The organism is Micromonospora sp. NPDC050200 (assembly GCF_040656135.1).
In the GTDB taxonomy this organism is placed as follows: domain Bacteria; phylum Actinomycetota; class Actinomycetes; order Mycobacteriales; family Micromonosporaceae; genus Micromonospora.
Genome location: NZ_JBFALG010000024.1, coordinates 17,610 through 39,375, shown reverse-complemented (window position 1 = coordinate 39,375; position 21,766 = coordinate 17,610). Strand labels below are relative to the sequence as shown.

Here is a 21,766-nt window from a genome sequence, read left to right as displayed (position 1 = left end):
GTGCCTCGCCCAGCGGTCCGGACCCGGTCGGTGGCCGGCGAGCCGAGCGCCGGCCCGCTGGGACGGTTGCCGCTGCGCGTCCGCCTGATCGCCGGCTTCGCGGTGGCGATGCTGGTGGTTCTCACCGGCGCGGGTGCCTTCGTCTACGTGCGTGTCCGTTACGCCCTCGATCTGCGACTGAACGAGGATCTGGCCGCCCGGTCGGCGCAACTGACCGATCTCGCCCGCACCGGCGGGGTGTCTCCGAACTCGGCCCGGACCGGTCCGGGGGAGTACTGGCAGGTCCTCGACGCCGGGAACCACGTCCTCGCCGCCAGCTCCGGCCTGCCGGCCGGCTCGCTGCTCACCCCCGACCAGTTGGAACGGGCACTGGGGGAGCCGGTGCGCGCCGACCGGGGCACCCTGCTGCCGATCAGTGCCCGCCCGTTGCGCCTGTACGCCGTCGCGGTGCGTCCGGGTGCCGCACCGCCGGCCGGGCAGCCCGCCGTCACCGTCGCCGCGGTCCGCCGTGACCAGCGCGACGAGGCCCTGCGGGAACTCATCGGCCAGCTCGCGCTGGCCAACCTGGCCGCGCTGGCGGTGGCCTCCCTCGTCGGCTACCGCCTCGCGCGGGCGGCGCTCGCGCCCGTGGAGCGCTACCGCAGCGAGGCGGCCCGGATCGCCGCCGGTGCCACCGGGGTACGGCTGGAGGTGCCCGACCGGGCCGACGACGAGGTGACCCGGCTCGGGCGGACCCTCAACGTGATGCTCGCCGCCCTGGAGTCCGCCCTGGAGCGGGAGCGGCGCTTCATCAACGACGCCAGTCACGAACTTCGTACCCCGTTGACGCTGTTGTCCACCGAGCTGGAGCTTGCCCTGCGCCGGCCCCGTACCGCCGTCGAGCTCGAACGGGCCCTGCGCAGCGCGGCCGCCGACACCGCCGACCTGATCGCCCTCGCCGACGCCCTGCTCGCCGTCGGCGTGCCACCCGTCCAGGACGCCATGGCCCCCGAGGTGGACGTCAGCGAGCTGCTGACCGGCCTGGTCGACCGGTACCGGACCGGCACCGGCGCGACCGAACAGGCGATCAGCGACCACATCACAGCTGGCCTCACCGTCCGCGGCGACGCCACCCGCCTCGGTCAGGTCGTCACCAACCTGCTCGACAACGCGACCCGGTACGGCGCGCCGCCCGTCGAGGTCGTCGCCGCCTCGGCCGACGGCCTGGTCCGGCTCACCGTGCACGACCACGGCCCCGGGATGAGCCCGCTTTTTCTGCCGCACGCCGCCGAACGCTTCACCCGCGCCGACACCGCCCGCACGTCACCGGGCACCGGCCTGGGTCTGTCACTCGTCGAGGCGATCGTCCGCGCCCACCACGGCGAGCTGCGCATCTGCTCCGCCGGGGCCCACCACCGCACGGACACCCGGTACGACCTGCCCTGCGCCCATCCGTCCGCCGGCACCACGGTCACCGTGCTGCTGCCGGTGGACCTTTCCTGCCCGGTGACCCGCTGCTGTTCACCGCCGGGCTGCTTGTCGCCGACGGCCGCCACCTGCAAAACCGGCACGGCGGACACGAAACCGAAGACGTTCCGCGGACTCTGCCCATTCCGCACGGGTGGAGAATCGAGCTGAGGGCGTCAGGCGCGTGAACGCCGCGGTGGCAATGAGGGCGGCCACCGATCCCAGAGCAGCACCGAGAAGCGCCTCAGGGCCCGGCTGGACGCCGCCGGGCAGGACCAGCAGGACGAGGGCCACCGACCCGATCGCGACAGTACGACGGATCGCGACACTGCGGGCGACCGCTGCCAGTGGTACGACCGCCCAGAGCAGGTACCACGGGTGCACCACCGGGCCGGCGATGACGATCGCCGCGAGACACAGGCCGAGGGCGGACAACGGTCCAATTCGCGTGGCGCGCCGCCACAGGACCAGGTTGACGCCCGCGGCGGCGATCATTCCGGCCAACCAGAACGCTCGGATGGTGTGGTCGACCTCGACGCCGCTCAGGTGAGACAGCAGTGTGCCGACAGCCCAACCCAGATCTGTGGTGACCGACATCCAGGTGTGCGCGTGCGTGGGGGCGTCGAGGGCGCGTACCCAGCCGAACCCGGTTCTTGTCAGGGCGGTGACCGCCAAGGCGGTGATGGCGGCAACAAGGACAGTTCGCTGGGCTGCCCTCAGCCTTGCCCGTCGACCGTCAATCTGTTGCGCCCAGATTGGGATGACGAAGACGATCGCCAGTCCCGCTGGCGCCTTGACGAGGGTGGCGAGGGTAATGAGCACGACGCCGATCGCGGGTCGATGCTGTAGCGCCAGGAGCAACCCCAGGCACATCAGCCCCAGCATCACCGCCTCGTTGTGGGCGTCGCCGATCAGGTGCAGCAGCACGAGAGGGTTGAGCACGCCCAGCCACAGCGCGGCCGCCGGCTGCACCCCGCAGAAGCTGGCGAGCCGAGGCACCGACCAGACCAGCAGTACCACGCCCAGCAGTGCCAGCACCCGCATCCCGACGATGCCGGCCCAGACGCCGCCGTCGGTCAACTCCGTCACGGCGCCGGCGAGCGCGAGGAAGATCGGGCCGTACGGCGCCGGGGTGTGCTGCCAGATTGCGGGCACGTTGACGGTGAGGGGACCACCCAGGGCGGCGGGGCCCACCTGGTACGCGTCCAGGCCCGCCATTGTCATCGCGCCCTGGGCAAGGTAGCTGTGGACATCGCCGCTGAAGATCGGGGGCACAAAGGCGAACGGTGCCCCCCACCATGCTGCTGTCGTCACCAGTTCGCGCCGGGACGGGCCGCCGGGAGTGCGTGCTGCCGCGCCGATGCGCCACCAGGCCAGCAGGAGCATCGTGAGCCCCAGGTAGACCACGAACACGGACAGCGTCGCCGACGCTCGCAGGTCCCGGATGAGGGGCAGGTCGATCGCGATCTCGCCGAGAGGCGTCACCCCCGACAGCAGTCCGCCCGCCGCGGTCACGGTTGACCCGATCACCCCGAGCATCCGGTCGCCAGTCAGGGAACGTGGCGACTTCGACTCGTCTCTTCGCTTGGCGGCAGCGCCATACAGAACCATCAGCACCCATTCATCCGTCACCTCAGAGAGACGCACTGCGCTGTGGCCTACCGCGCCAGCGGCCACGATCCTTGCTCAAGGTAACCGAAGCGCTACGCCGCTCGCTGAATGTAGCGGCCGAAACGGCAGACTCCCCGCAGGCGCTCGATCACACGCCGCTGGCCCGACCGGTGGTACACGACGTTGACCGACTCGGCCCGGCAGTCGTACAGCTTGGTGCGTACCCACCCCTGCCCGCCGCACTCGCTGCCGGGCGTTTGGATGCGGCCCGCCCGCCGAGCTCGTAACCATCACCGGTGACCGCGACGAGCCCGGAGGTCACGGCGGCGGGCAGGGCGACCAGCGGGTCGTCGGCTGATGACTACCGGCCGGAGTCCGGGGTTGCCCGTCCGGAGCCGGGGCGGCGCAGGACGAGGGCGGCGACGCCGCCCACCGGAATGAGCAGCCAGCAGGAGAGCAGCCGGTAGATCAGGACGGCGGCGGTGGCACTGATCGCGGTCGCGCCCGAGGTGGTGAGGCCCGCGACCAGGGCGGTCTCGATGACGCCGATGCCGCCGGGGGTCAGCGGGACCTGGCGGACGATCTGCACGCCGAGGTAGATGCCGGCCAGGGCGATCAGGTCGACCGGCAGGCCCAGCGCGCGGGTGCAGGCGGCCAGGCAGAAGAGGTCGGTCAGCCAGTTCGCCGTGGCGTAGCCGAGGACCGCCCACCAGTCGCGGGCGCGCAGGCCGGCGCCGGCGCGCCAGGCGTCGCGGGCGGAGACGAGGAGGCCGTGCAGGTAGCGGGCGACGCGGCCGTGGTGTTTGGCGGGCTCTGCGTCGAGCGGCTCGTCGGTCAGGCGGCGGCCGAGGGCCACGGCGGCGCCGGTCAGCGCGACGAGGACCGCGACGATGATGAGGGGGCGCCAGGTCAGCGACGTCGTCGAGCTGTACGTGAGCAGGACGGCGCCGCCGCCGGCGTAGATCAGGGCCAGGCCGCCGATGGAGGCGAGACCGGAGACGACCGCGCAGACCGCGCCGATCTCACGGGCGGCGCCGGCCCGCTCGAATTCGCGGATCGCGTAGCCGGTGGAGACCGCCCCGCCGGCCGGGACCGAGATCGAGATGGCCGTGCGGGCCAGGGTGATCGCCATCAGGCGGCGACGGCGGAGGCGGACGCCGAGGGAGCCGAGCAGGCGCTGCTGCTGGCCGGCGAAGGCGGCGATCGAGGCGATCTGCAGGAGCGTGGCGAGGGCGACCCAGCCGTACTCGGCGCCGGTGAGGGCGGTGAGGAACTCCTTCGGGTCGGGCAGGCGGCCGTGCAACCCGACCGCCGCCAGGGCTATCACCGAGACGGCGACGGCGAGCAGGCGTATCCAGCGGGTACGCCAGGAACCCTTGGCCTCCTCCGCTAGCCCGGGCACCGGCGGCGGCTCCGACGGGGACGCGGGCGAGGCGCACATCACTTGATCCTCGCAAACGCTCGCACGCTCACGTTTCGTGATCGGAAAGCCACTGGCTGGGTTCGGCGGCAGGCGGCAGGCGGCCAGCCGCCAAGAGGTGCACACCCAGCTCCGATGCCGGCTCGGCCGTCCTCGGCCAGCGGGCGCGGCCCCTCTGGTCGGCTGACGCGGCACGGCGGTCGTACCGGCACCCCCTGCCCGCACGACCGCCGCAGTCCGATCGGCGGTCAGTCCGCCGCGGTGTCCCACCCGTAGTCGGGCAGGTCGAAGAAGTCGTCACCGTCGACCCGGTCGACCGTGCCGTCGGCCAGCCCCAGGATCAGCGACTCCACGCCGGTACGCACGCTCTGTACCAGCATGCCGTGCAGCTTCTGCCCCAGGTCGTCCTGCTGGCCCCGCACCTCGAACAGCACGGTGCCGGTGCCGTTGAGCGCGAGCGCGGAGCGCCCCTGACCGGCGTACTCACGGGCGTCCGGGTGGTAGTAGCGGCCGATCGCGGCCGCCGGGGACTGGCTGCCGTAGCTCGCCTGGATGCCGTTGGCGACGGTGAGCGCGAAGCGGCGAGACTTGTCCTGGTCCAGCGCCGGCCACTGCGCCCGGTACTTCGCGCCGTCCTGCACGCCCAGCGGCGGGTAGTCCAGCGACACCGAGATGAACTTGCCGTCCTGCTCGCCGCCGGTGAGCCGGTCGCAGGGACCCATGTGATGCAGGTCGACGTACGCGTCGACGGCACCCTTCTCGGCGCGCAGCCCCACGTACACGTCGCGGATGGCCCGCGACTCGGGGGAGAGGAAGAAACCGGCGTCGGTGTCCCGGCCGGGCAGGTCGCCGGCCCGGGGCACATAGTCGAGGTCGGGGTTGAAGTCCCGGTTGAGGTCGAAGCCGGGCAGGTCGATGCCGTCGCCGTTGAGCCGGTGGTACCAGGCCCGGGGTGCGCCGGCCAGCTGCGGGAACTCGGTCACGGTGTCGGCCCAGGAGCGGACGTTCATCCGCCGGTTGAGCTCGCCGCCGTCGGGGTTGACCATCGGCATCGCCACCAGGGTGACCTCGCCCAGGATCTGCCGGGTCTGCGCGTCGCCGGCGGCGCCGAGCTGGCGCAGGATGCCCAGCAGCGCCTCGGTGCCGGTCCGCTCGTTGCCGTGGATGGCGCTGGTCACCAGCAGCACCCGGTCGCCGGTGCCGACCCGGGCCGCGTACAGCTCCCGGCCCTGCGGGGAGTGGCCGACCACGTCGACGGTGACCCGGCCCTGGCTGGCCTGGGCGATCTGCGCGAGCTGCCGGCCGACCTGCTCGTGGTTGCTCCAGCCGGACCAGGACGGGTCGTCGGCGATCTTGCAGGTGCCCTGGGCGGACCCTTCGGGTGCGGCGGCCGATGCCGGTGGGACGGCGAGGATCGAGCCGGTCAGCGCGGTCAGTGCGGCGGCGGCCAGCGCCCTGCGGGAGCGGAGGACAGCGGGGATCGGGAGAACGGGCACGCATGCTCCTTCCGTGGATCCGGACGGGTGCGCCGGATCGAGTTCGGACCGACGGCACGTGGACTCGCAAGCCCACCACCTGCGGGTTCCGATGATCCTCTCCGACCGTCCCTGCTTTCGCAACGAAAAGCTTCACTTCTTTCCGAGACCGCGTAGCTTTTCTGCGCCGCGACGAAAGGCTGCTCAGCGTTCGGCCATCGTCGACCCGGCTGTCCGAACAGGAACGCCAGTACGTCGCGGCGCCGTTGTTACATTCCAGCCATGATCGCCGATAGATAGAGGAAGCGCTGCCGCATCCTGAGGAGAGCCCCATGTCGGTATCCCGGTTACTCGCCACCACCGCGGTGGCCACCGCCATCTTGGCCGTCGTCGCTACGCCCGCGCAGGCGGCTGTCAACGATCCGTTGTACGACAAGCAGTGGGGCCTGCGGCAGATCCACGCCGAACAGGCCTGGGCGACCAGCACGGGAAGTGGCGTGGTGATCGCGGTCGTGGATACCGGCGTCGACCTCAACCACCCGGACCTGAGGTCCAAGCTCGTGCCCGGCGCGACCTTCGTCAACTGCGGCCTGACCTCCTGCGGCGACGGCGACTGGCGCGGTCCTAACGGCATGGCAGACGCCAGCGACGAGCACGGCAGCCACGTAGCGGGCATCGCGGCCGCGGCCACCGGCAACGGTGTCGGTGTCGCCGGAGTCGCGCCCGACGCGAAGATCATGCCGATCAAGGTGCTGGAGGCGGGCAGCGGTAGCTTCGCCGACATCGCCGCGGGCATCCGTTACGCGGCCGACCATGGTGCCAAGGTGGTCAACCTCAGTCTCGGCGCGCTGCCGGGCTCCCAGGCCCTCACGCTCACCGGGCTCGAGTCGGACGCGACCGAGGCGATCGCGTACGCACAGGCGAAGGGCGTCGCCGTCATCGCCGCCGCTGGCAACGAGACCGCGCCCCTCTGCGACACCCCGGCCTGGGAAGCCGGCGCGCTCTGCGTCACCGCCACCGACCGCAACGAGGTGAAGGCGTGGTACTCCAACCTGGGCGCGAAGGCTGACCTGAAGGCGGTCGCCGCCCCCGGTGGCGCCGGCCTGGTCAACTGCGACGACGACGTGTGGTCCAGCGTGCCGGTGGGCACCGGTTCGGCCAGCTGCGGGCAAGGCGACTACGACGCCTACGCCGGCACGTCAATGGCCACCCCCTACGTGTCGGGGGTCGCGGCCCTGCTCTTTGCCCAGGGGCGCAGCCTGAACAACGTGTACTCGGTGCTGATGTCGACTGCCCGCACCCCGCTCGTCGGCCTGCGCGGCGTCTACTCCCCGTTGTACGGCTGGGGCATCATCGACGCCCAGGCCGCCGTGGCCGCACCCCGTACCTGACCCCGACTGCCGATCGAGGTTCGGGCGCCGCTGGATGTGACCGGTACGGTCGAGTCGCAGATCGCGCGGAAGCGCCAGCGGCGCCTGTACGGAGTGGATGAGCTCGTTCTGTCTCTGCCCGTCCAGGAGCCTCACTCACGGATGATCTGGGGGAGACAACCGTGGTGGTACGACGCCCCGAGCGCGTACAACCCGGGTGGTAGGCCCATCGCAACTTCGGCATGACGACCCGTGACCAGGCCGGTACATACGCTGCCGCCTGTACCCGTCATTCGACCGAAGGGATCCTCGATGTACGTCCGACACTTGCTTACCGCCGCCGCAGCCGCCCTGCTCGGGGGGTTCGGGCTTGCCGCACCGGCGGCCGCGCACGTCTCGGTCCAGCCGGCCGCTGCCGATGTTTACACCATGAGCCCCGGGCGAATCGGGGCCATCGTGGCCGCCGTGGTGGCGCTGATCGGTGTGGTCCTCGGTGGGCTGGCGCTGGCCCGCTCCGCCGGTCGTATCGGCACCGGCAACGGGCGAATCGGGGCCATCGTGGCCCCGGTGCTCGGGCTGATCGGCATGGTCATCGGTGGGCTGGTCGTGGCCACTGCCGACGGTGGTCTCGGCACCGGCAACGGGCTGGGCGGGGGCATCGTGGCCCTGGTGGTGGGGCTGATCGCCGTGGTCCTCGGTGGGCTGGCGCTGGCCCGCTCCCGCCGCACCGGGTGACCCGGCCATGGTGCCGGGTCATGGTCCGTGTGGTGATTCCTACCCCTCATGGGCCTGTTCCGGCGGGTGTTGTCAGGAGTGGGCGAGCCAGCCGGGAACGGTCAGGCCGGACTCGTACGCGAGGATCACCAACTGGGCCCGGCCCCGGACCTGGGTCTTGGTCATGATCCGGCTGACGTGCGTCTTCGCGGTGGCCGGGCTCAGCGCCAGCCGCGCCGCGATCTCGTCGTTGGACAGGCCGGCGGCGACCAGCGCCATCACCTCACGCTCCCGCTCGGTGAGCGCGTTCAGCCGCGGTCCCGGGTCCGGATGCGTGACCCGGGCGGTGAACTCGGAGATCAGCCGGCGGGTGATCGACGGCGCGATGAGCGCGTCACCACGCGCCACCACCCGCACGGCGTGGATCAGCTCCGCCGGCTCGGTGTCCTTGACCAGGAAACCGCTCGCGCCGGCCCGCAGCGCGCCGTAGACGTAATCGTCCAGGTCGAAGGTGGTCAAGATGATCACGCGGACATCTGAGCTCGCGGCGATCTCCCGGGTGGCGGCCAGGCCGTCCAGCTCGGGCATCCGGATGTCCATGAGGATGACGTCCGGCCGCACCTGCCGGGCGAGCCGCACCGCCTCCGCACCGTCGGCGGCCTCGCCGACCACCTCGATGCCCTCCTCACCGTCCAAGATGGACCGAAAGCCGGCGCGTACCAGGGTCTGGTCGTCGGCGAGCAGCACCCGGATCACGCCGCGTCCCCCGGCTCCGATCACAGCGCCGGCGCTCCCGCCGGCACCTGGCCGGGCCGCAGCGGGAGGCGGGCGCGCACCCGGAAGCCGCCGTCCGGACCGGGGCCCGTGGTCAGCGAACCGCCCAGCGCCCGGGCCCGCTCACCCATGCCGAGGATCCCGTTGCCGGGCGGGCCCGGTGCGCCGGTGCCGTCGTCCTCGACCTCCACCAGCACGTCGTCGCGGTCGGGCCGGACCCGGATCACCGCGGCGGTCGCACCGGCGTGCCGGGTCACGTTGGTGAGCGCCTCCTGGACGATCCGGTACGCCGCCAGGTCGACTTCCGGCGGCAGCGGCCGGGTTTCGGCCAGCTCGGTGCGGATCTCCAACCCGGACCGCCCGGCCGTCGTGACCAGTTCGTAGAGGCGGTTCAGGCCGGGCGCGGTCGTCGGCGCCTCGCCCTCCCGCCTCAGGATTCCGAGCGTCGTCCGCAACTCACGCAGCGTCTCCTTGCTCGTCTGTTTGATCGCGGTGAGCGCCTGCGCGGACCGGGTGGGGTCCGGGCGGTGCAGCGCGGCGCTGGCCTGCACGTTGATCAGCGAGAGGTGGTGGCCGAGCACGTCGTGCAGCTCGCGGGCGATGCGCAGCCGCTCCTCGGTGGCCCGGCGCCGGGCCTCCTCCTCCTTGCCCTGCTCCGCGGCGAGCACCCGGGCCTGCGCCTCGGTGAGGTAGGCCCGGCGGTTGCGGGTCACGCCGACGATGACCGCGATGAGCCAACCGGCGTGCAGCAGCGTCGCCCCGTTGACACTGTTGGCTGTCCTGTTGTAGCTGTCCGCGACGGCGAAGGCGACCACCGAGGCGAGACCGAGCCCGATGGCGACCGCGAGGTGCCCCTCGTCGACGACGGTGTAGAGCGCCACGACGAACACCAGCATGATCGGCCCGGGCCGGTGCAGCAGTGCTCCGTACGCGCCGACGGCGGCCAGCGCCACCACGCCCACCGCCACCGGATGGCGGCGGCGGAGGTACAGCGCGCCGGAGGATGCCAGCACGGCCAGCAGCGCCGCCCACTCAGCGGCGGTGTCGATGTCACGCGACTGCACCACCAGGCCGACGAGGGCCACCAGGCCGACCACAAGCACCAGGGCCGTGTTCGCCGCCCGGTCGTGCCATCGCCAGCTCGACATGCGCCGAAGCCTAACCTCCCGCAACTGGGCGGGAGACTGCCCGGCCGTCCGGGTATCAGGCGCCGGCGCGAGGTGGTGGCGATCTGACGGCGATGGGCGTCGGTACCGAGGCCTCCGGCGCCCGCCGGCACTTCCGGGAAGATCCCGGTTCCGGAATCGAGGACGGGCCCCGGAGGAATCCCCCCGGGGCCCGTCCTCGTCCGACGTCAGCGCAGGAACAGCACCCCGTCGCCGCGGGGAACAGCAGGCTCCCGCGCCGCGACGCGTGCGTTGAGCCGCGCGTACCGGTGGCGAGCCGTCACCAGCGCTGCCGCCACGCGTCGGTCAGCGCGTCCCCCTCTGCGTCGCGAAGGTCGGCAGGGTGGTGTCGCCGACGACGGCCTGCGCGGTGGTGGTGGCGGTCCACCCCAGCCGGTGCACGCCGCGGATCTGCAGGGTGTGCGCGCCGGGAGTCACCGTGACCCCGGCCGAGCGGGCGGTGCCCGCCGTGGTGACCACCACCTTCCCATCCACCAGTACCTCGAAGCTGTTGATGAGGGAACTCGGCGTGCCCACCGACCAGGAAGCGGTGAACGAGCCCCGGCTGTAGTAGGTGGTGCCGGACTTGCGGCCGGTGAGGCCGGTGAGTGCCAGACCAGACATCATGGCCGCCTTGGTCCGGATTCCGCTCAGTTGGGCGTAGAGCGAGTCCCCCGGGCACTCCGTGGCCACCGCGTCCCGGTGACCGGAGATGCGGTTCATCACCACGGACTCGCCGAGGTCGTACTTGCCGTTGACCCCGGACACCAGGGTGACCCTGCCGTACGGGTCGTTCCCGTACTGGCCGAGCTTGTACGCCGCGACGTGCGCGATGGCGTCCTGGACGACGGTGGGCGCGCCGGAGGTGATGTACGTCCCGAGCACGGCGATCGCGGCGGTGTCGGTGTTGAAGCCGTAGGTGTGCGCCCCGGTCACCGGCTTGTCGATGCCGCCCTTGCGGCCCTCGAAAACCACGCCGCACTTGTCGACCAGGAAGTTGTAGCCGATGTCGTTCCAGCCGTTGCTCTTCACGTGGTAAACCTCGATGCCCCGGACGATGGCCGCCGAGTCGACGCAGCTGTAGCTGTTGGTGCCGGCCGTGTGGTGCACGAAGAACGCCTTGACCGTGGTCCCGTACGTCGGCGGGTCGAGCACGATCGACTCGTCGGCCTTCCACCCCGCGCGGGTGACCACCTTCGGCGTGCGGATCGGGTTCGGGGCCGTGGTGGGGCTGGGCGACGCGCTGGGGGAGCTGGTCGTGGGCGCGGGCGCAGAGGTGGTGGGCGTGGGCGTGGTGGTCTCGGTCGGCGCCGGGGCGGTGGTTTCGGTCGGCGTCGGGGCGGCGGTCTCGGGCGGCGCCGTCGTGGTGGCGGTGTCGGTCGGCGCCGGCTCGGTCGTCGTGGTGTCGGTCGGCGTCGGGTCGGTGGGGGTGGGTTCCAGGGCCTGCACCTCGGCGACCGGCTGGAGGCGCTCGTGGCGGACCTGCCCGGCACCGGCAGCGCCGGCCTTGCGGCGCTCCGGCTGGCCCGGGTCGACCAGCTCCAGGCGCAGTCCGGCGGGGAGCCGGTCGCTGCTGCGGCCGCCAGCCGCCTTGGCGCGTACCTCGACCCCGTCCGAGGGACCGACCCACAGCGGGTCCGTGCCGCCGCGCGCCTTTCCGTTGGTCGCCTCCGCGCCGGGCTCCGGTCCGAAGTGGTTGTCCAGCTCCAGCGGCAGCCAGCCCGACCAGCCGCCGCCGACCGCCCGGGTCCGGACGGAGATGGTGCCCTCGAAATCGATCTTCGGGTTCGCCCAGGTCACCCCGACCATGGCGAAGTGGTCGGTGTCCCGCTGCGGGATGGTCACCTCGCGGTCATCGGCGGCCGGGAAGTCCACGGTGTGCAGCGCCGTGGTGACCGGCGCGTCCGCGCCGGCCCATTCGGTCCCGTCCTCGCCGAAGCCCACCGCCACGAGGCCGGCCGTTCCGGTCACGGCGGTGGCCACCAGCGCGGCCCCGATGCCGGCCGTCCGGCGGCTCCAGCGGATCCCCGTCAATTTCACAGTTGAGTCCCTCCGAAATGATCTCACCGGAGGGAAAGCGCCATCAATGTCCGGGGCGTTACATGCGTAGGCTAATGCGGTGGATCGGGGGGTGCGGGATTCCATCCTTGACGTACTCCGGCCAAACTTCCGCCGGATACGGCTTCGGCATGGCGTACTCCTCGGCGCTGGGCAGCACGGGAAGTCAACCAAATCCCGAGGCGGTCCCGCGCTTCGGTCTGCGTATACAAAAGGGGTTGGCGGGCCGCTGACCGCGGCCCGCCAACCCCCGCAAGGCTTGGTTACTTGGCGCCACCGGCCCGGAATGCCACCCAGGCGTCGCTCATTCGGTCCGCCTGTCCTGCGGTGAACATGTTCATGCAGGAGTCCTGCGTGTAGTCCATGAAGTTGTGGATCGGGTCCAGTCCGGGTGCGGTGCAGGTGTCCGCGCCCACCGGGCAGTTGAACTGCGGCGCCGCCTCCCGCGGAGTGTCCGCGACGTAGTCGCCGGAAGCGGAGCACCCGTGCGCGAAGGTGTGCTCCAGCATCAGCCAGTGCCCGACTTCGTGCGTCAGCGTGTCACCCAGGGCGTACTTGCCCGCCGTTCCGCCCGGCATCGACTCGTCGAGCATCACCACGCCGTCGATGTAGTCCCGGCCGTTGTTGTAACCCTTCGGGAAGTACGCCCAGCCGAGGAGCCCGCCGCCGATGTCGGCCGCGTACACGTTCAGGGTGCGGGAGTCGCCGGTGTACAGCGCCTTCTTCATGTCCCGCTCGTTCTTGCCCGGCACGACCGTGTACCAGTCGCTGTTCACCGTCCACGTCGTGTCGACAAGGTCGAACCGGAACGGCGTGTCGGCGGCGTCCGCCGCCGTGCGGCCCGCGAACGAATCGTTGAGCACCGTCATCTGCGCCGCGATCAGGGTGTTCCACCTGGTCGTCTCCGCGGCACTGAGGGGGTGGTCGGAGATCATGTGGAAGACCGTCGGCACGGCGACGGTGCCGTTGGCCAGGCGCGGCGAATCCTTGATCACGCCGTAGGCGTTTGCCTCATTCTTGGAATAGAGCTCCGGCTCCTGGGCGGTGGCGCCCTCGCTCACCCGCGCCGCGCTGTGCCCCTCGGCACCCGGCTCACACGCCGCAACACCCGCGGAGGCGGTCACGGACGCTGCCGTACCCACCGCCCCGGAGGCTCCACCGGCCGCCAGGAATGTCGCAGCGGTAGCGGTGAGGACTGCCAGCTGGAACGTCGATCTCCTGTGCATCGTTGCACCTTTCTCGCATGGGGGATGGAGGGGGCCACAGAGCGGGATGGACGAGGGTCGCCGCGACAAGGTCACTGACCTCCGATGTCATCATGCCCGATCCCGGCACTGTCCGCAGTCACCAGCAGCCCCAGGGCCCCGGAGTGGTCCGTCGGCCACCATCGCCACGGTGCCGTCGGCGCTGATCCTGGAGAGCACCCCGCCGGCGTAGCTGGACACGGGCTGTTGCCCACGGCAGGGCCGGCGACCACTCCGGTCACCGGCCCTGCCCGCGTGATGGCGGAGCGTGTTCAGACCACGAACGTCCTCGGCTACTCGGACGTGGCCTCATACCTTTCCCCGACCAACCCGTACCTCGGCGCGACGGTGGGCCGTTACGCCAACCGCATCGCCCGCGGCCGCTTCACACTCGGGGGAAAGAGGTACCTACTCAGGACGAACGAGGCGGACACCTACCTGCCCGTCGACCATCGCGCCATTCCCCTCGGGCGCCTCGATCCGGTAGCTGGAACACCCTTCGATCTCACGACGCCAGCCGCCATCGGTCACCGAGCTCGCCACAATCATCCCCAGATAAAGCGGATGGTCGGCATCGACCACGCCTTCCATCTGCGGGGCGAAGGGATGCGCAGAGCAGCGCGGCTGGAGCATCCGGAGAGTGGACGCTTCCTGGAGATCAGCACGGACCAGCCGTCGCTGCAGGTGTACACCGGCAATCGCCTCGACGGCACGATCACCAGCCGTGACGGCAGGCTGCTCCTGGCGGGGGACGGAATCGCGCTGGAGACCCAACGACACCCCGACGCCCCGAACCAGCCCACGTTCCCCTCGGCCGTGCTCAATCCCGGCGAGTCGTACTGCTCGGCCACCACCTGGCGACTGGGCGTCTCCTGAGATTGCGCCCGTGCCGTCGAGGACGTCGGGCAGGCGGCTGGAGTGGGCGCTTGCGCGGATCGGGGAGCTTGAGGCCCGGCTGAAGCATTCCTCGAGCAACTCCTCGAAGCGTCACCGCGCCGTCTCGGCTTCCTTCGGCAGGTGGCGAATGGGCCATGGACCGTTGACGATGTACCGTGCTCGCGGGAGAGAATGTGTCGGGTGAGGCTCTGGCTACGGGCGATGACGCTCGGGGTGGCGGCGGCAGGCGCATCCCTGGGCGCTGACGTCGCCCACGCCGACCCGCTGCCGCTGCCATCCGGTCCCCGGCCGGTGGAGGCCGTCGTACGGCCGGAGGTCGTCAGGACGCTGCTGCCGGACGTGATCGAGACATCGCCGGCCAGCACGCCGCCCCTGCCCTCGGTAAAGCCGCCGACCGCCACGTCGACCGCCACGCCGACCGCCACGCCGACCGGCACGCCCGCGCCCGGCGTCGCGCCCTCGCCCACGGTTCCCACCCCGGCGGCCTCGGCTCCTGCGGCTTCACCCAACATGACGTCAACTCCGCGGTCGCCGTCGCCATCGGCGACGCCCACGATGCCCGGCTCGCCGTGCGACCAGCCAAGCCCCGCCCGCGCCCCCGGATGGCATCGGCTGCCGCCAGCGGCTGCCGTCGAAGCGCCGCCGCCGGACCTTCCCGCAGGCCCTGCACCGGGGCTGCCGACGCTGTGGCTGGCGCCGGCGTCCGCGTCCGCCGCGGCCAGGGCCGCCGGCGTCGACCTGCCGGCGTCCTGGGCCACACCGGGGTCACCGCCGTCCGCGTCACCGCTGTGCAGAGGGGGAACCGCGGCGGCCCTGGACAGCCGCGCCACGAGCCGGCCGGTGGAAAGGGGCCCTCCACCACCGCGGCACCTCCTGATCACTCATCCAGGTCCACGACGTTGGTCAGGAGAGGTCATGGAGATAGCCGTGATATGGATCCCCGTCGACATCGAGCTGGTGGAGCCCGCCGCCGTGGCAGGTCTGAACCACACACGCCGCTGCGGCTACCGGTTGAAGGGGATCGTCCGGGCGCCATGGGAGACCGTCGAGCAGATGATGATCGACGGGGAGGTGGATGTGGTCGTGATCGCCGACCCGGCGCACCTGCCGACGGACCGATCGCCACGGATCGAGGTGGCCGCCGACCGGGCGGCCCACACGGTGCCGCAGGCTGGCGAGGGCCTGCCGGTGGCACCACAACGATGCGGCACACACGTCCGCTGACACGATGATGCGCCCCGCCCGAACCGGGCGGGGCGCATCGGTTTGCGGTACAGGCGCAGGCTCGGGATGGGTCAGTCGAGACCTGGCGGTGCCTGGCGTGTTCCACCGATGCGAGCGCGGGCCGGCCGCCGCCCTGCTCCGGTGGGTCGCCGTGATCGGGTCCATGCTGCTGATCCTCGTGTCGGGTCGCCCACTGGTGAAGCGCTGTACTGCGGCCCGCTGACCGGGGTGGCGGGGCCACCCCGGTCAGGTCGGGTGGATCAGTGCAGCGCCCACCGGATTGACGGGTTGTTGTGGGACAGGACGAGTGGACGGTGCACGGGTGAGTGGCTGTTGCGGCTGGACCGGCCGGTCCAGTACGGCGGCAGCCGCCACATCGCGTGTGTGGTGGTGTGGCAGCCGACGGGGAAGGCGTCTCGGTGGGTGTATCCGTGCTGCTGTAACAGGTCGAGGTCGGCGTCGGTGGAGACCTCCGCGTATGTGGGCAGGCTGAGCGTGTCCATCCGGCGCTGCGCTCCGGCGAGGACGGCCGCGGCGCGGCCCGAGCCGGCCGGGCCCGGCGCGGCGAGCAGCGCCAGGTGGTTGTGCGCCTCGGTGGGCCGCCGCGCGGCGAGGGCTTGGTCGAATTGGAGGAACCGGTCGCGGTGCTCGCCGCACGCGTCGGCGAGTCGGTCGGCGTACCGGGCGGGGGGCGGGATCGGCCGGTAGCGGTGGAACCAGACGGTGGCGGCGGTGCCGTCCGGGAGCAGGAACGCGTCGCCGAAGAGCAGCGCGTGTTCGGTCCAGATCCGGGCCACGGCGGCGAGGATGGTCGGCCGGCGTTGCTCGTCGGGGACGAGCCAGGCGCCGAGGGCGGTGGGGGAGAGGGCCTCGGTGACGAGATCGGCGATTCGGTCGATGTCGCACCACCGGGCCCGGACGACGGGCTGGGTCACGTTCATGGGTAACTCCTGGTCACCATCGTGATCGGGTACGTCGGGGGAAGGATGCCGGCGTCGTCGCGGGACCGGCGCGGGCCATCAGGGGCCGTCAGGGATACGGGTACGCAGAGGCCGCCGATGCCGCGCGGACGGCACGGAACGGCCCGCCGGTCAGGCGGGCCGGGTGCCCGGGCGGGGCGAGTGGGACGGGAGGGCGTCGCCGCCTGTCGGGTGGCAGCGGTGCCCCGCCAGGCTGGGCGGGGTCCATACCGACGTGGGGGCGTCGGCGGCGTGGCCGTGGACGGTGCCGGACGAGCCGGATCCACTGGTGCCGGGGGCGGGCATGGCTGGCGTGGAGTCCGCGTCCGGCCGGAGCGGGTACGGCCCGTCCGAACGAACGAGGCGCGGCGGGGCCGAGAGCTGTGTCGTCTTCTGCCAGTCCGTCGAGGTGCTCGTAGGGGCGGGGCCCGAAACGGGCCCGGCCGGTTCGCCGACCGATCCGGTGCCGGTCACGGGGCCGCCGACCGTGCCGGTCGGCGGCGCGGGTGGTGGCGCGGGTGGTGGCGCGGGTGGTGGCGTGGCCGGCGGGCCGGTGGGCGGGTCCAGGAGGTCCGTTACCGGCTCGAGGGTCTCAAGCACGGGGTCCAGCGGCTCGAGCACCGGTTCCAGCTCTCGCCAGACGGGGGAGAGGATCGGGGCGAGCGGCTGGGTCACCGGGCTGAGGGCGCCGGCTACGGGGGCGAGCACACCGGCCCGCACCGGATCGGTTACCGGTCGTAGCGCCTCGCTCACCGGGGTCAGGACCCCGGCCAGGGCCGGCTCCGTGACCGGACGGAGAACGTCACCCACCGGTGCCAGCACCTCCCCGCCGCGCGGCCGGGTCGCCGGGCGGCGGGGGCCGTCGGCGGCGGGCTTCGGCGTGTCGACCTGGACGGGGTGGGCCGGCGGTGGGGTGACCTGGTTCGCCGGCCGGGCCACGGGCAAGGCCGGAGGACGGCCCGAAGCTGGGTGGGGGGCGGCTCCGCTCGGCGGGGTGCCGGGGGCCGTCTCGTCGGCGGGCTTTTCCGGTGCCGGCGGTGGTGTCGTGTCGAGGATCGGGTGGAGGACGCCGGTGAGCAGGTCGACGGCGGCGTTCACCGGCGCGGCCGGCGGACGGTCGGCGGCGTGGGCGGCCGCGGTGGTGGATGCCTCGTGGACGCCCCACACCGCGACGACCCCGCCGAGCAGGAGCCCGAGGCGCAGCGCGACCCGCGTCCACCGCCCGCCCCGTCGAGTCATCCCGGCACCTCTCCGACCCTCGACCATCGCCGACGATCAACGCCCGCACTCTACCGAATGCGGTCGTCCGATCACAGCCTGCCGCTGATCGAAATCCGGCGCGTCGCGCCGTGGTCAGGCGTGGACGCTCCGGCCGCTGGGTACCGCCGGGGTCATGAGCACGAGCACCGCCGACGCCGAGCTGATCCTGGTCTGGGGCGGCGACGGGATGGTGCAGCGCTGCGCCGACCCCGAAGTGGTCGGCATCGCAATGGGGAAAGGGCCGGATCGTCCGTGGCGATCCGGCCCTCTGCTCCCACCGGAACCGGTCAGAGCAGACCGTCGGTGAAGCCCAGCCCGGTCGAGGCGGATACCTCGCTGTGGACTCCGGCGTCGGCCGTCACGCCGCCGGTGACGTCACCGGTGAGGCCACCGACCGTGCCAGTGGCACCGGGCAGGACGCCGTCGACCTGGTGCGTCACCCCGCCCACGATCGACGGCGCGTCGGCCGGGACGACCACGCCGCCACCGCCGTCGCCCAGGCCGAGCCCGCCCAGGGTGTCGTCAACGCCGAGCGAGCCGCCGATCCCGCCGACCTGGCCCTGGCCGCCCGACAGCACACCCCGGAGCAGGCCGTCGGTGGTGCCGAGCAGACCGTGGTCGGTGGCGTGCAGGATGCTGTCCGGGCTGCCGACCGTGCCGGCCACGTCCCCGACCATCGGGTCGGCCACGATGTCCACCGCGCCCACCATGTCGACGTCCAGGGTGTGCGCCACGTCGTGTGCCCCGGTCAGATCGGCGCCGAGACCGTCCGGCCCGACGCCCAGGCCGATCCCGGGCAGCACGGTGGCTCCGACGGCGACGGCCGTCGGGTCGACGGCGATGGCGCCCAGGACCCCGGCCTTGACGTCCACACCGCTGTAGGTGCCGCTGATGCTGGTCTCCTGCGGCGCGGTCTGGAGCTGGCCGACCACGTCGGTGGCGTCGGCCACCGGCGAGTCGATCCCGAGCTGACCGGTCACCGGGGCCACCGAGGCGTAGTCGACCACCAGCGGGACCATGTCCTGCACGTCGGCAGCGGTGATGTCGCTGAGCCCGACGGCCTGCAGCGCACCCTCCGGATCGTGGTCGAACGCCGCCTTGGCGTCGGGGTCGCTGAGCAGGCTGAGCACGAAGTCCTGCAGCGTCATGTGTCCGTTCATCTGCACGGTCTGGTGCGAGTCCACGGGAGTGGTCTGGTGCGAATCCACGGGAGTGGTCTGGTGCGAATCAACGGGAGTGGTCTGCTGCGAATCCATGTGCTGGTACTCCTCAGACGTAAGCGACCTCGAACCTTGACAGCGACGGTATGACGGATGGCCGCCGTCAGGCATCGGGGGTCGGCCCGCAACCCCTCCCGCCGGAATAGGGCCTCCGCCCCCTCGTGCGTTAGGGGGACCAGGGACCGCGGCACCTCCACTGTGCAGGATCCCCATACCGGAGTGTCGCTTGCACGGCAGTAAACCAAGCCGTGGATCTATCAGAGGTGGGCCAGGACTGAGCCGACCAACAGGCAGGCGAGACGGTCGGGCCCGTACAGGCCAACCCTGCGCCACCCGGTCGCCGAGCTGCCATCGGCCGCCTCGTTCCAGGCAGGCGTGGGCCGAGGTGATGGCCGACACGCTACTCATGGCCAAGGCGGTGACGGAAAAGGGCTCCCGGCCACGGCCGGGAGCCCTTTTCATTCGCCTCGCTGGTGGATCAGTAGACGGTCACGCCGTACGCGTTGGCCGCTTCGCGTACGGGCTGGTAGAAGGTCGTGCCACCGGACCTGCAGTCGCCACTGCCGCCGGAGGTGATGCCGAGCGCCTTGGTGCCGTCGTAGAGCGGGCCGCCGGAGTCGCCGGGCTCGGCGCACACGGTGGTCTGGATCATGCCCTTCACGGTGCCGCCGCCCTGGCCGACGTAGCGGACCGAGACGTTGAGCGCGGTGACGGTTCCGCTGTGGGTTCCGGTGGTCGACCCGGTGCGCTTGACCGACTCCCCGACGAACGCGTCCGCGACCGAGTACCCGCCGGGGTGGCTGAGCGAGGTGTTGTCGTAGCGGACCAGCGCGTAGTCGTTGCCCGGGAAGCTGGAGCCGATGGTCGGGCCGATGAGGGTGGTGTGGCTGGAGTTGGTGTACCAGGTGTTGGCCACGTTGCCGCAGTGCCCGGCGGTGAGGAAGTAGTAGGTGCTGCCGCTGACGACGTTGAAGCCGAGTGAGCAACGGTACTGGCCGCCGTAGATGGCGTCGCCGGCGGACAGCAGCGGGGTGAAGACACCGGATGCGCGCTCGACCCGGATCGCACCGGCCTTGGCGCCGGCCGTCTGCTTGATCTTCGCGATCTCGGCGCGGGAGACGGTGCTGTCCGCGGTCACGACGACGCGGTTGGATGCGGCGTCCACGTGCCAGGCGATGCCCTCGACGCCCGACTGCTGCACCGCGTCGCTCACCTGGGAGAGCTGGCTGGCACTGTAGTCCTGAGGGGATGCCGATGCGGCGGTCGGTAGGGCGAAGGCGGTGGTGGCGGCCATGCCGACGGTTACGGCGAGCAGCTGGGCGGATCGGCCGATGCGACTGCGGGATGGGTTGAGCTTGATCCTCACTGTCTCCTCCTCAGGAGTGATAGGACCAGATGGGTGATGGCCCTGTGAGTCGTCGTCGGGAGACGCATCGCCGGGTCAGCCGATGTCGTCCTCCAGACAGACACTTTCGTCAGTATCGGCGTACATCAATCAGTTCGCAAGATGCGAGTTCATGGACGTACCGGGTGCGGTGGCGGTCAACTCCGGGCGGGCCCGGGTGGGGTGTCGGGCTTGCCGTCGCCGGTCGACAACCTGGTAGAGGGTGGAGATCGAGTCCAGGTACACGCCTTCGTCGAGCAGCGTCGCGAACGCCTCAGTCACGGTGGTGTCGACGAACCGGTCGCTGTCGAGCACCGCGGACGTGGGCGCGTTCGGCGTCGGACAGCCGGTTCGCCGGCGCCGGACGCACGGGCCGAGGACGGCCGCGGCCTGCTCGCCCTGTTGCGGGAGACCTGGGCCGCCGCCGAACGGTCCTGATCGGCGGCCGGCCAGCGCCAGCGCGCGGGAAAAGTCGGTGCGCGGCGGGGGTACCCGCCGCGCACCCGACACGGTCGGGGTCAGCAGGCCGAGACGGTACCGCTCACGCTGGAGATGTACGCGTGGCTGACGTAGTGGCCGGACGCGAGGCGGTCCCACTGGCTGGTGGTGCGGTACGGGCCGCTGACCGTCTGGCCGGTGACGTAGCACTCGATCGGCACCTTGGCGTACGTCGCGGCGAGGCCGACGGCCGAGTAGCTGGTGCTCGGACCGGAGCGCACGTTCAGCGGGCCGCTGCCCACCGTGCCCCGGGTGCCGGTGCCGGTCCAGAGGTACGCGACGTCGACCCAGGAGTTGTCGCTCAGCAGTAGGCCATCCCAGAACGTGCCGTCGGCGAGGTCGATCCCGGCGGGGTTGGCCACGATACGCCCGAACTGATCCTTGCCTCCGTTGTAGCCGTTCTGGTACGCCGCCTGTGCCTCCGGCAAGCCCTGCGGCAGGTCCTTCCACATTTCCCGGACGCTGCTCGGGTTCCAGTAGTCGTCCTTGGTGTTCCACGGGCCGACGTCCCAGACCGGCGCGTACTCACAGCGGCTGCGGGAGGTGGTGCAGACCCGCACGGTGTAGTCGCCGCTGTAGTTCGGCGAGAGGCCGCGGCGGGAGGGCAGGGCGACGAAGTGGTCCCGCGAGGTGATCACGTGCCCATTGGCGGTGGTTCCGCCGACCAGCCCCTCGCGGGTGGCGTAGACCCGGTAGGTCAGGCCGGCGGTGGCGCCCATGGTGGTGACGACCGAGTCGGCGGTGAGTCGGACCGCGCGTACGGCGGGGGCGGCGCTCGACGTCTCGGCGGTGAGGACCACCCGGATCTGCACCTGGGTCACCGGCTGGTCGAAGACGGCCTCGTCGGTGGCGGCCCGCCACTCGGTCCACCCGTCCGATCGCCACCCACGTGCCTCGACCTCGACCGTGCCGCCCCGGTCCGGGCTCGCGGTGAACTCGGCCCGGACCCGGTTCGCCGGGGTGGTGAGCGAGTGCGGCGCGACGACGAAGCCATCGATATCTCTGGTGCGTCAAGGAGGAAAGTTCCGGCCTGCGGGGTGGGGGGT

The 21,766-nt window shown here is 71.8% G+C and carries 17 protein-coding genes and 1 pseudogene; 5 read left to right on the top strand and 13 right to left on the bottom strand.

Translation table 11 applies throughout. The annotated features are described in order from the left end of the window. On the top strand, window positions 1–1,617 hold the full coding sequence (locus AB0I41_RS17775; RefSeq protein WP_357108301.1) for an ATP-binding protein: 1,617 nt from the start codon (window positions 1–3) through the stop codon (window positions 1,615–1,617). On the opposite strand, the gene mptB is transcribed toward AB0I41_RS17775, so the two are convergent. The 3 genes from mptB to AB0I41_RS17760 all read right to left on the bottom strand — a co-directional run bounded on the left by mptB (window position 1,501) and on the right by AB0I41_RS17760 (window position 5,973). Next, on the bottom strand, window positions 1,501–3,057 hold the full coding sequence (gene mptB / locus AB0I41_RS17770) for a polyprenol phosphomannose-dependent alpha 1,6 mannosyltransferase MptB (protein WP_357108432.1): 1,557 nt from the start codon (window positions 3,055–3,057) through the stop codon (window positions 1,501–1,503). The genes AB0I41_RS17775 and mptB overlap by 117 nt on opposite strands. A gap of 361 nt (window positions 3,058–3,418) precedes the next feature. Then, window positions 3,419–4,498 carry a lysylphosphatidylglycerol synthase transmembrane domain-containing protein gene (locus AB0I41_RS17765; RefSeq protein WP_357108298.1) on the bottom strand — a complete coding sequence of 360 codons (1,080 nt, stop codon included), beginning with the start codon at window positions 4,496–4,498 and terminating at the stop codon, window positions 3,419–3,421. A gap of 227 nt (window positions 4,499–4,725) precedes the next feature. Beyond that, window positions 4,726–5,973 (bottom strand): M14 family zinc carboxypeptidase, encoded by a 1,248-nt coding sequence (locus tag AB0I41_RS17760; protein ID WP_357108295.1) that lies wholly within the window; start codon window positions 5,971–5,973, stop codon window positions 4,726–4,728. A gap of 311 nt (window positions 5,974–6,284) precedes the next feature. Between AB0I41_RS17760 and AB0I41_RS17755 the strand changes: the two genes are divergently transcribed. Together AB0I41_RS17755 and AB0I41_RS17750 are read left to right on the top strand one after the other, a co-directional pair. Further along, window positions 6,285–7,343, top strand: a complete 1,059-nt coding sequence (locus AB0I41_RS17755; protein ID WP_357108293.1) for a S8 family peptidase — start codon at window positions 6,285–6,287, stop codon at window positions 7,341–7,343. A gap of 291 nt (window positions 7,344–7,634) precedes the next feature. Next, entirely contained in the window at window positions 7,635–8,057 is a 423-nt protein-coding gene (locus AB0I41_RS17750) for a DUF6223 family protein (protein ID WP_357108289.1), read from the top strand. Window positions 8,058–8,129: 72 nt separating this feature from the next. On the opposite strand, the gene AB0I41_RS17745 is transcribed toward AB0I41_RS17750, so the two are convergent. The 4 genes from AB0I41_RS17745 to AB0I41_RS17730 all read right to left on the bottom strand — a co-directional run bounded on the left by AB0I41_RS17745 (window position 8,130) and on the right by AB0I41_RS17730 (window position 13,158). Continuing rightward, on the bottom strand, window positions 8,130–8,792 hold the full coding sequence (locus AB0I41_RS17745; RefSeq protein WP_357108286.1) for a response regulator transcription factor: 663 nt from the start codon (window positions 8,790–8,792) through the stop codon (window positions 8,130–8,132). 20 nt (window positions 8,793–8,812) lie between these two features. Next, the gene (locus AB0I41_RS17740; protein WP_357108283.1) at window positions 8,813–9,958 is read right to left on the bottom strand and encodes a sensor histidine kinase; all 1,146 of its coding nucleotides are present in this window, start codon (window positions 9,956–9,958) and stop codon (window positions 8,813–8,815) included. Between the two features lie 324 nt (window positions 9,959–10,282). After that, entirely contained in the window at window positions 10,283–12,016 is a 1,734-nt protein-coding gene (locus AB0I41_RS17735; RefSeq protein ID WP_357108281.1) for an N-acetylmuramoyl-L-alanine amidase, read from the bottom strand. Window positions 12,017–12,297: 281 nt separating this feature from the next. Then, window positions 12,298–13,158: a zinc metalloprotease gene (locus AB0I41_RS17730; protein ID WP_357108278.1), complete on the bottom strand. Its 861-nt coding sequence runs from the start codon at window positions 13,156–13,158 to the stop codon at window positions 12,298–12,300. A gap of 186 nt (window positions 13,159–13,344) precedes the next feature. On the opposite strand from AB0I41_RS17730, the gene AB0I41_RS17725 reads away from it, so the two are divergent. Beyond that, the gene (locus AB0I41_RS17725) at window positions 13,345–14,154 is read left to right on the top strand and encodes a hypothetical protein (RefSeq protein ID WP_357108275.1); all 810 of its coding nucleotides are present in this window, start codon (window positions 13,345–13,347) and stop codon (window positions 14,152–14,154) included. Between the two features lie 936 nt (window positions 14,155–15,090). Then, the gene (locus tag AB0I41_RS17720; RefSeq protein WP_357108273.1) at window positions 15,091–15,399 is read left to right on the top strand and encodes a hypothetical protein; all 309 of its coding nucleotides are present in this window, start codon (window positions 15,091–15,093) and stop codon (window positions 15,397–15,399) included. Window positions 15,400–15,659: 260 nt separating this feature from the next. On the opposite strand, the gene AB0I41_RS17715 is transcribed toward AB0I41_RS17720, so the two are convergent. The 6 genes and pseudogenes from AB0I41_RS17715 to AB0I41_RS17690 form a co-directional block, all read right to left on the bottom strand. Continuing rightward, window positions 15,660–16,340 carry a hypothetical protein gene (locus tag AB0I41_RS17715; protein WP_357108270.1) on the bottom strand — a complete coding sequence of 227 codons (681 nt, stop codon included), beginning with the start codon at window positions 16,338–16,340 and terminating at the stop codon, window positions 15,660–15,662. A 150-nt stretch (window positions 16,341–16,490) separates the two neighbouring features. Continuing rightward, window positions 16,491–17,597: a hypothetical protein gene (locus tag AB0I41_RS17710; RefSeq protein WP_357108268.1), complete on the bottom strand. Its 1,107-nt coding sequence runs from the start codon at window positions 17,595–17,597 to the stop codon at window positions 16,491–16,493. Between the two features lie 308 nt (window positions 17,598–17,905). After that, window positions 17,906–18,874: an IniB N-terminal domain-containing protein gene (locus tag AB0I41_RS17705; protein WP_357108266.1), complete on the bottom strand. Its 969-nt coding sequence runs from the start codon at window positions 18,872–18,874 to the stop codon at window positions 17,906–17,908. 442 nt (window positions 18,875–19,316) lie between these two features. Further along, window positions 19,317–20,204, bottom strand: coding sequence for a S1 family peptidase (locus AB0I41_RS17700; protein WP_357108264.1), 888 nt, complete (start codon window positions 20,202–20,204; stop codon window positions 19,317–19,319). Window positions 20,205–20,375: 171 nt separating this feature from the next. Further along, window positions 20,376–20,543 (bottom strand): annotated as a pseudogene (locus AB0I41_RS17695) (IS3 family transposase); the annotation flags it as partial. Between the two features lie 197 nt (window positions 20,544–20,740). After that, window positions 20,741–21,541, bottom strand: coding sequence for a hypothetical protein (locus tag AB0I41_RS17690; protein WP_357108262.1), 801 nt, complete (start codon window positions 21,539–21,541; stop codon window positions 20,741–20,743). Window positions 21,542–21,766 lie beyond the last annotated feature (225 nt).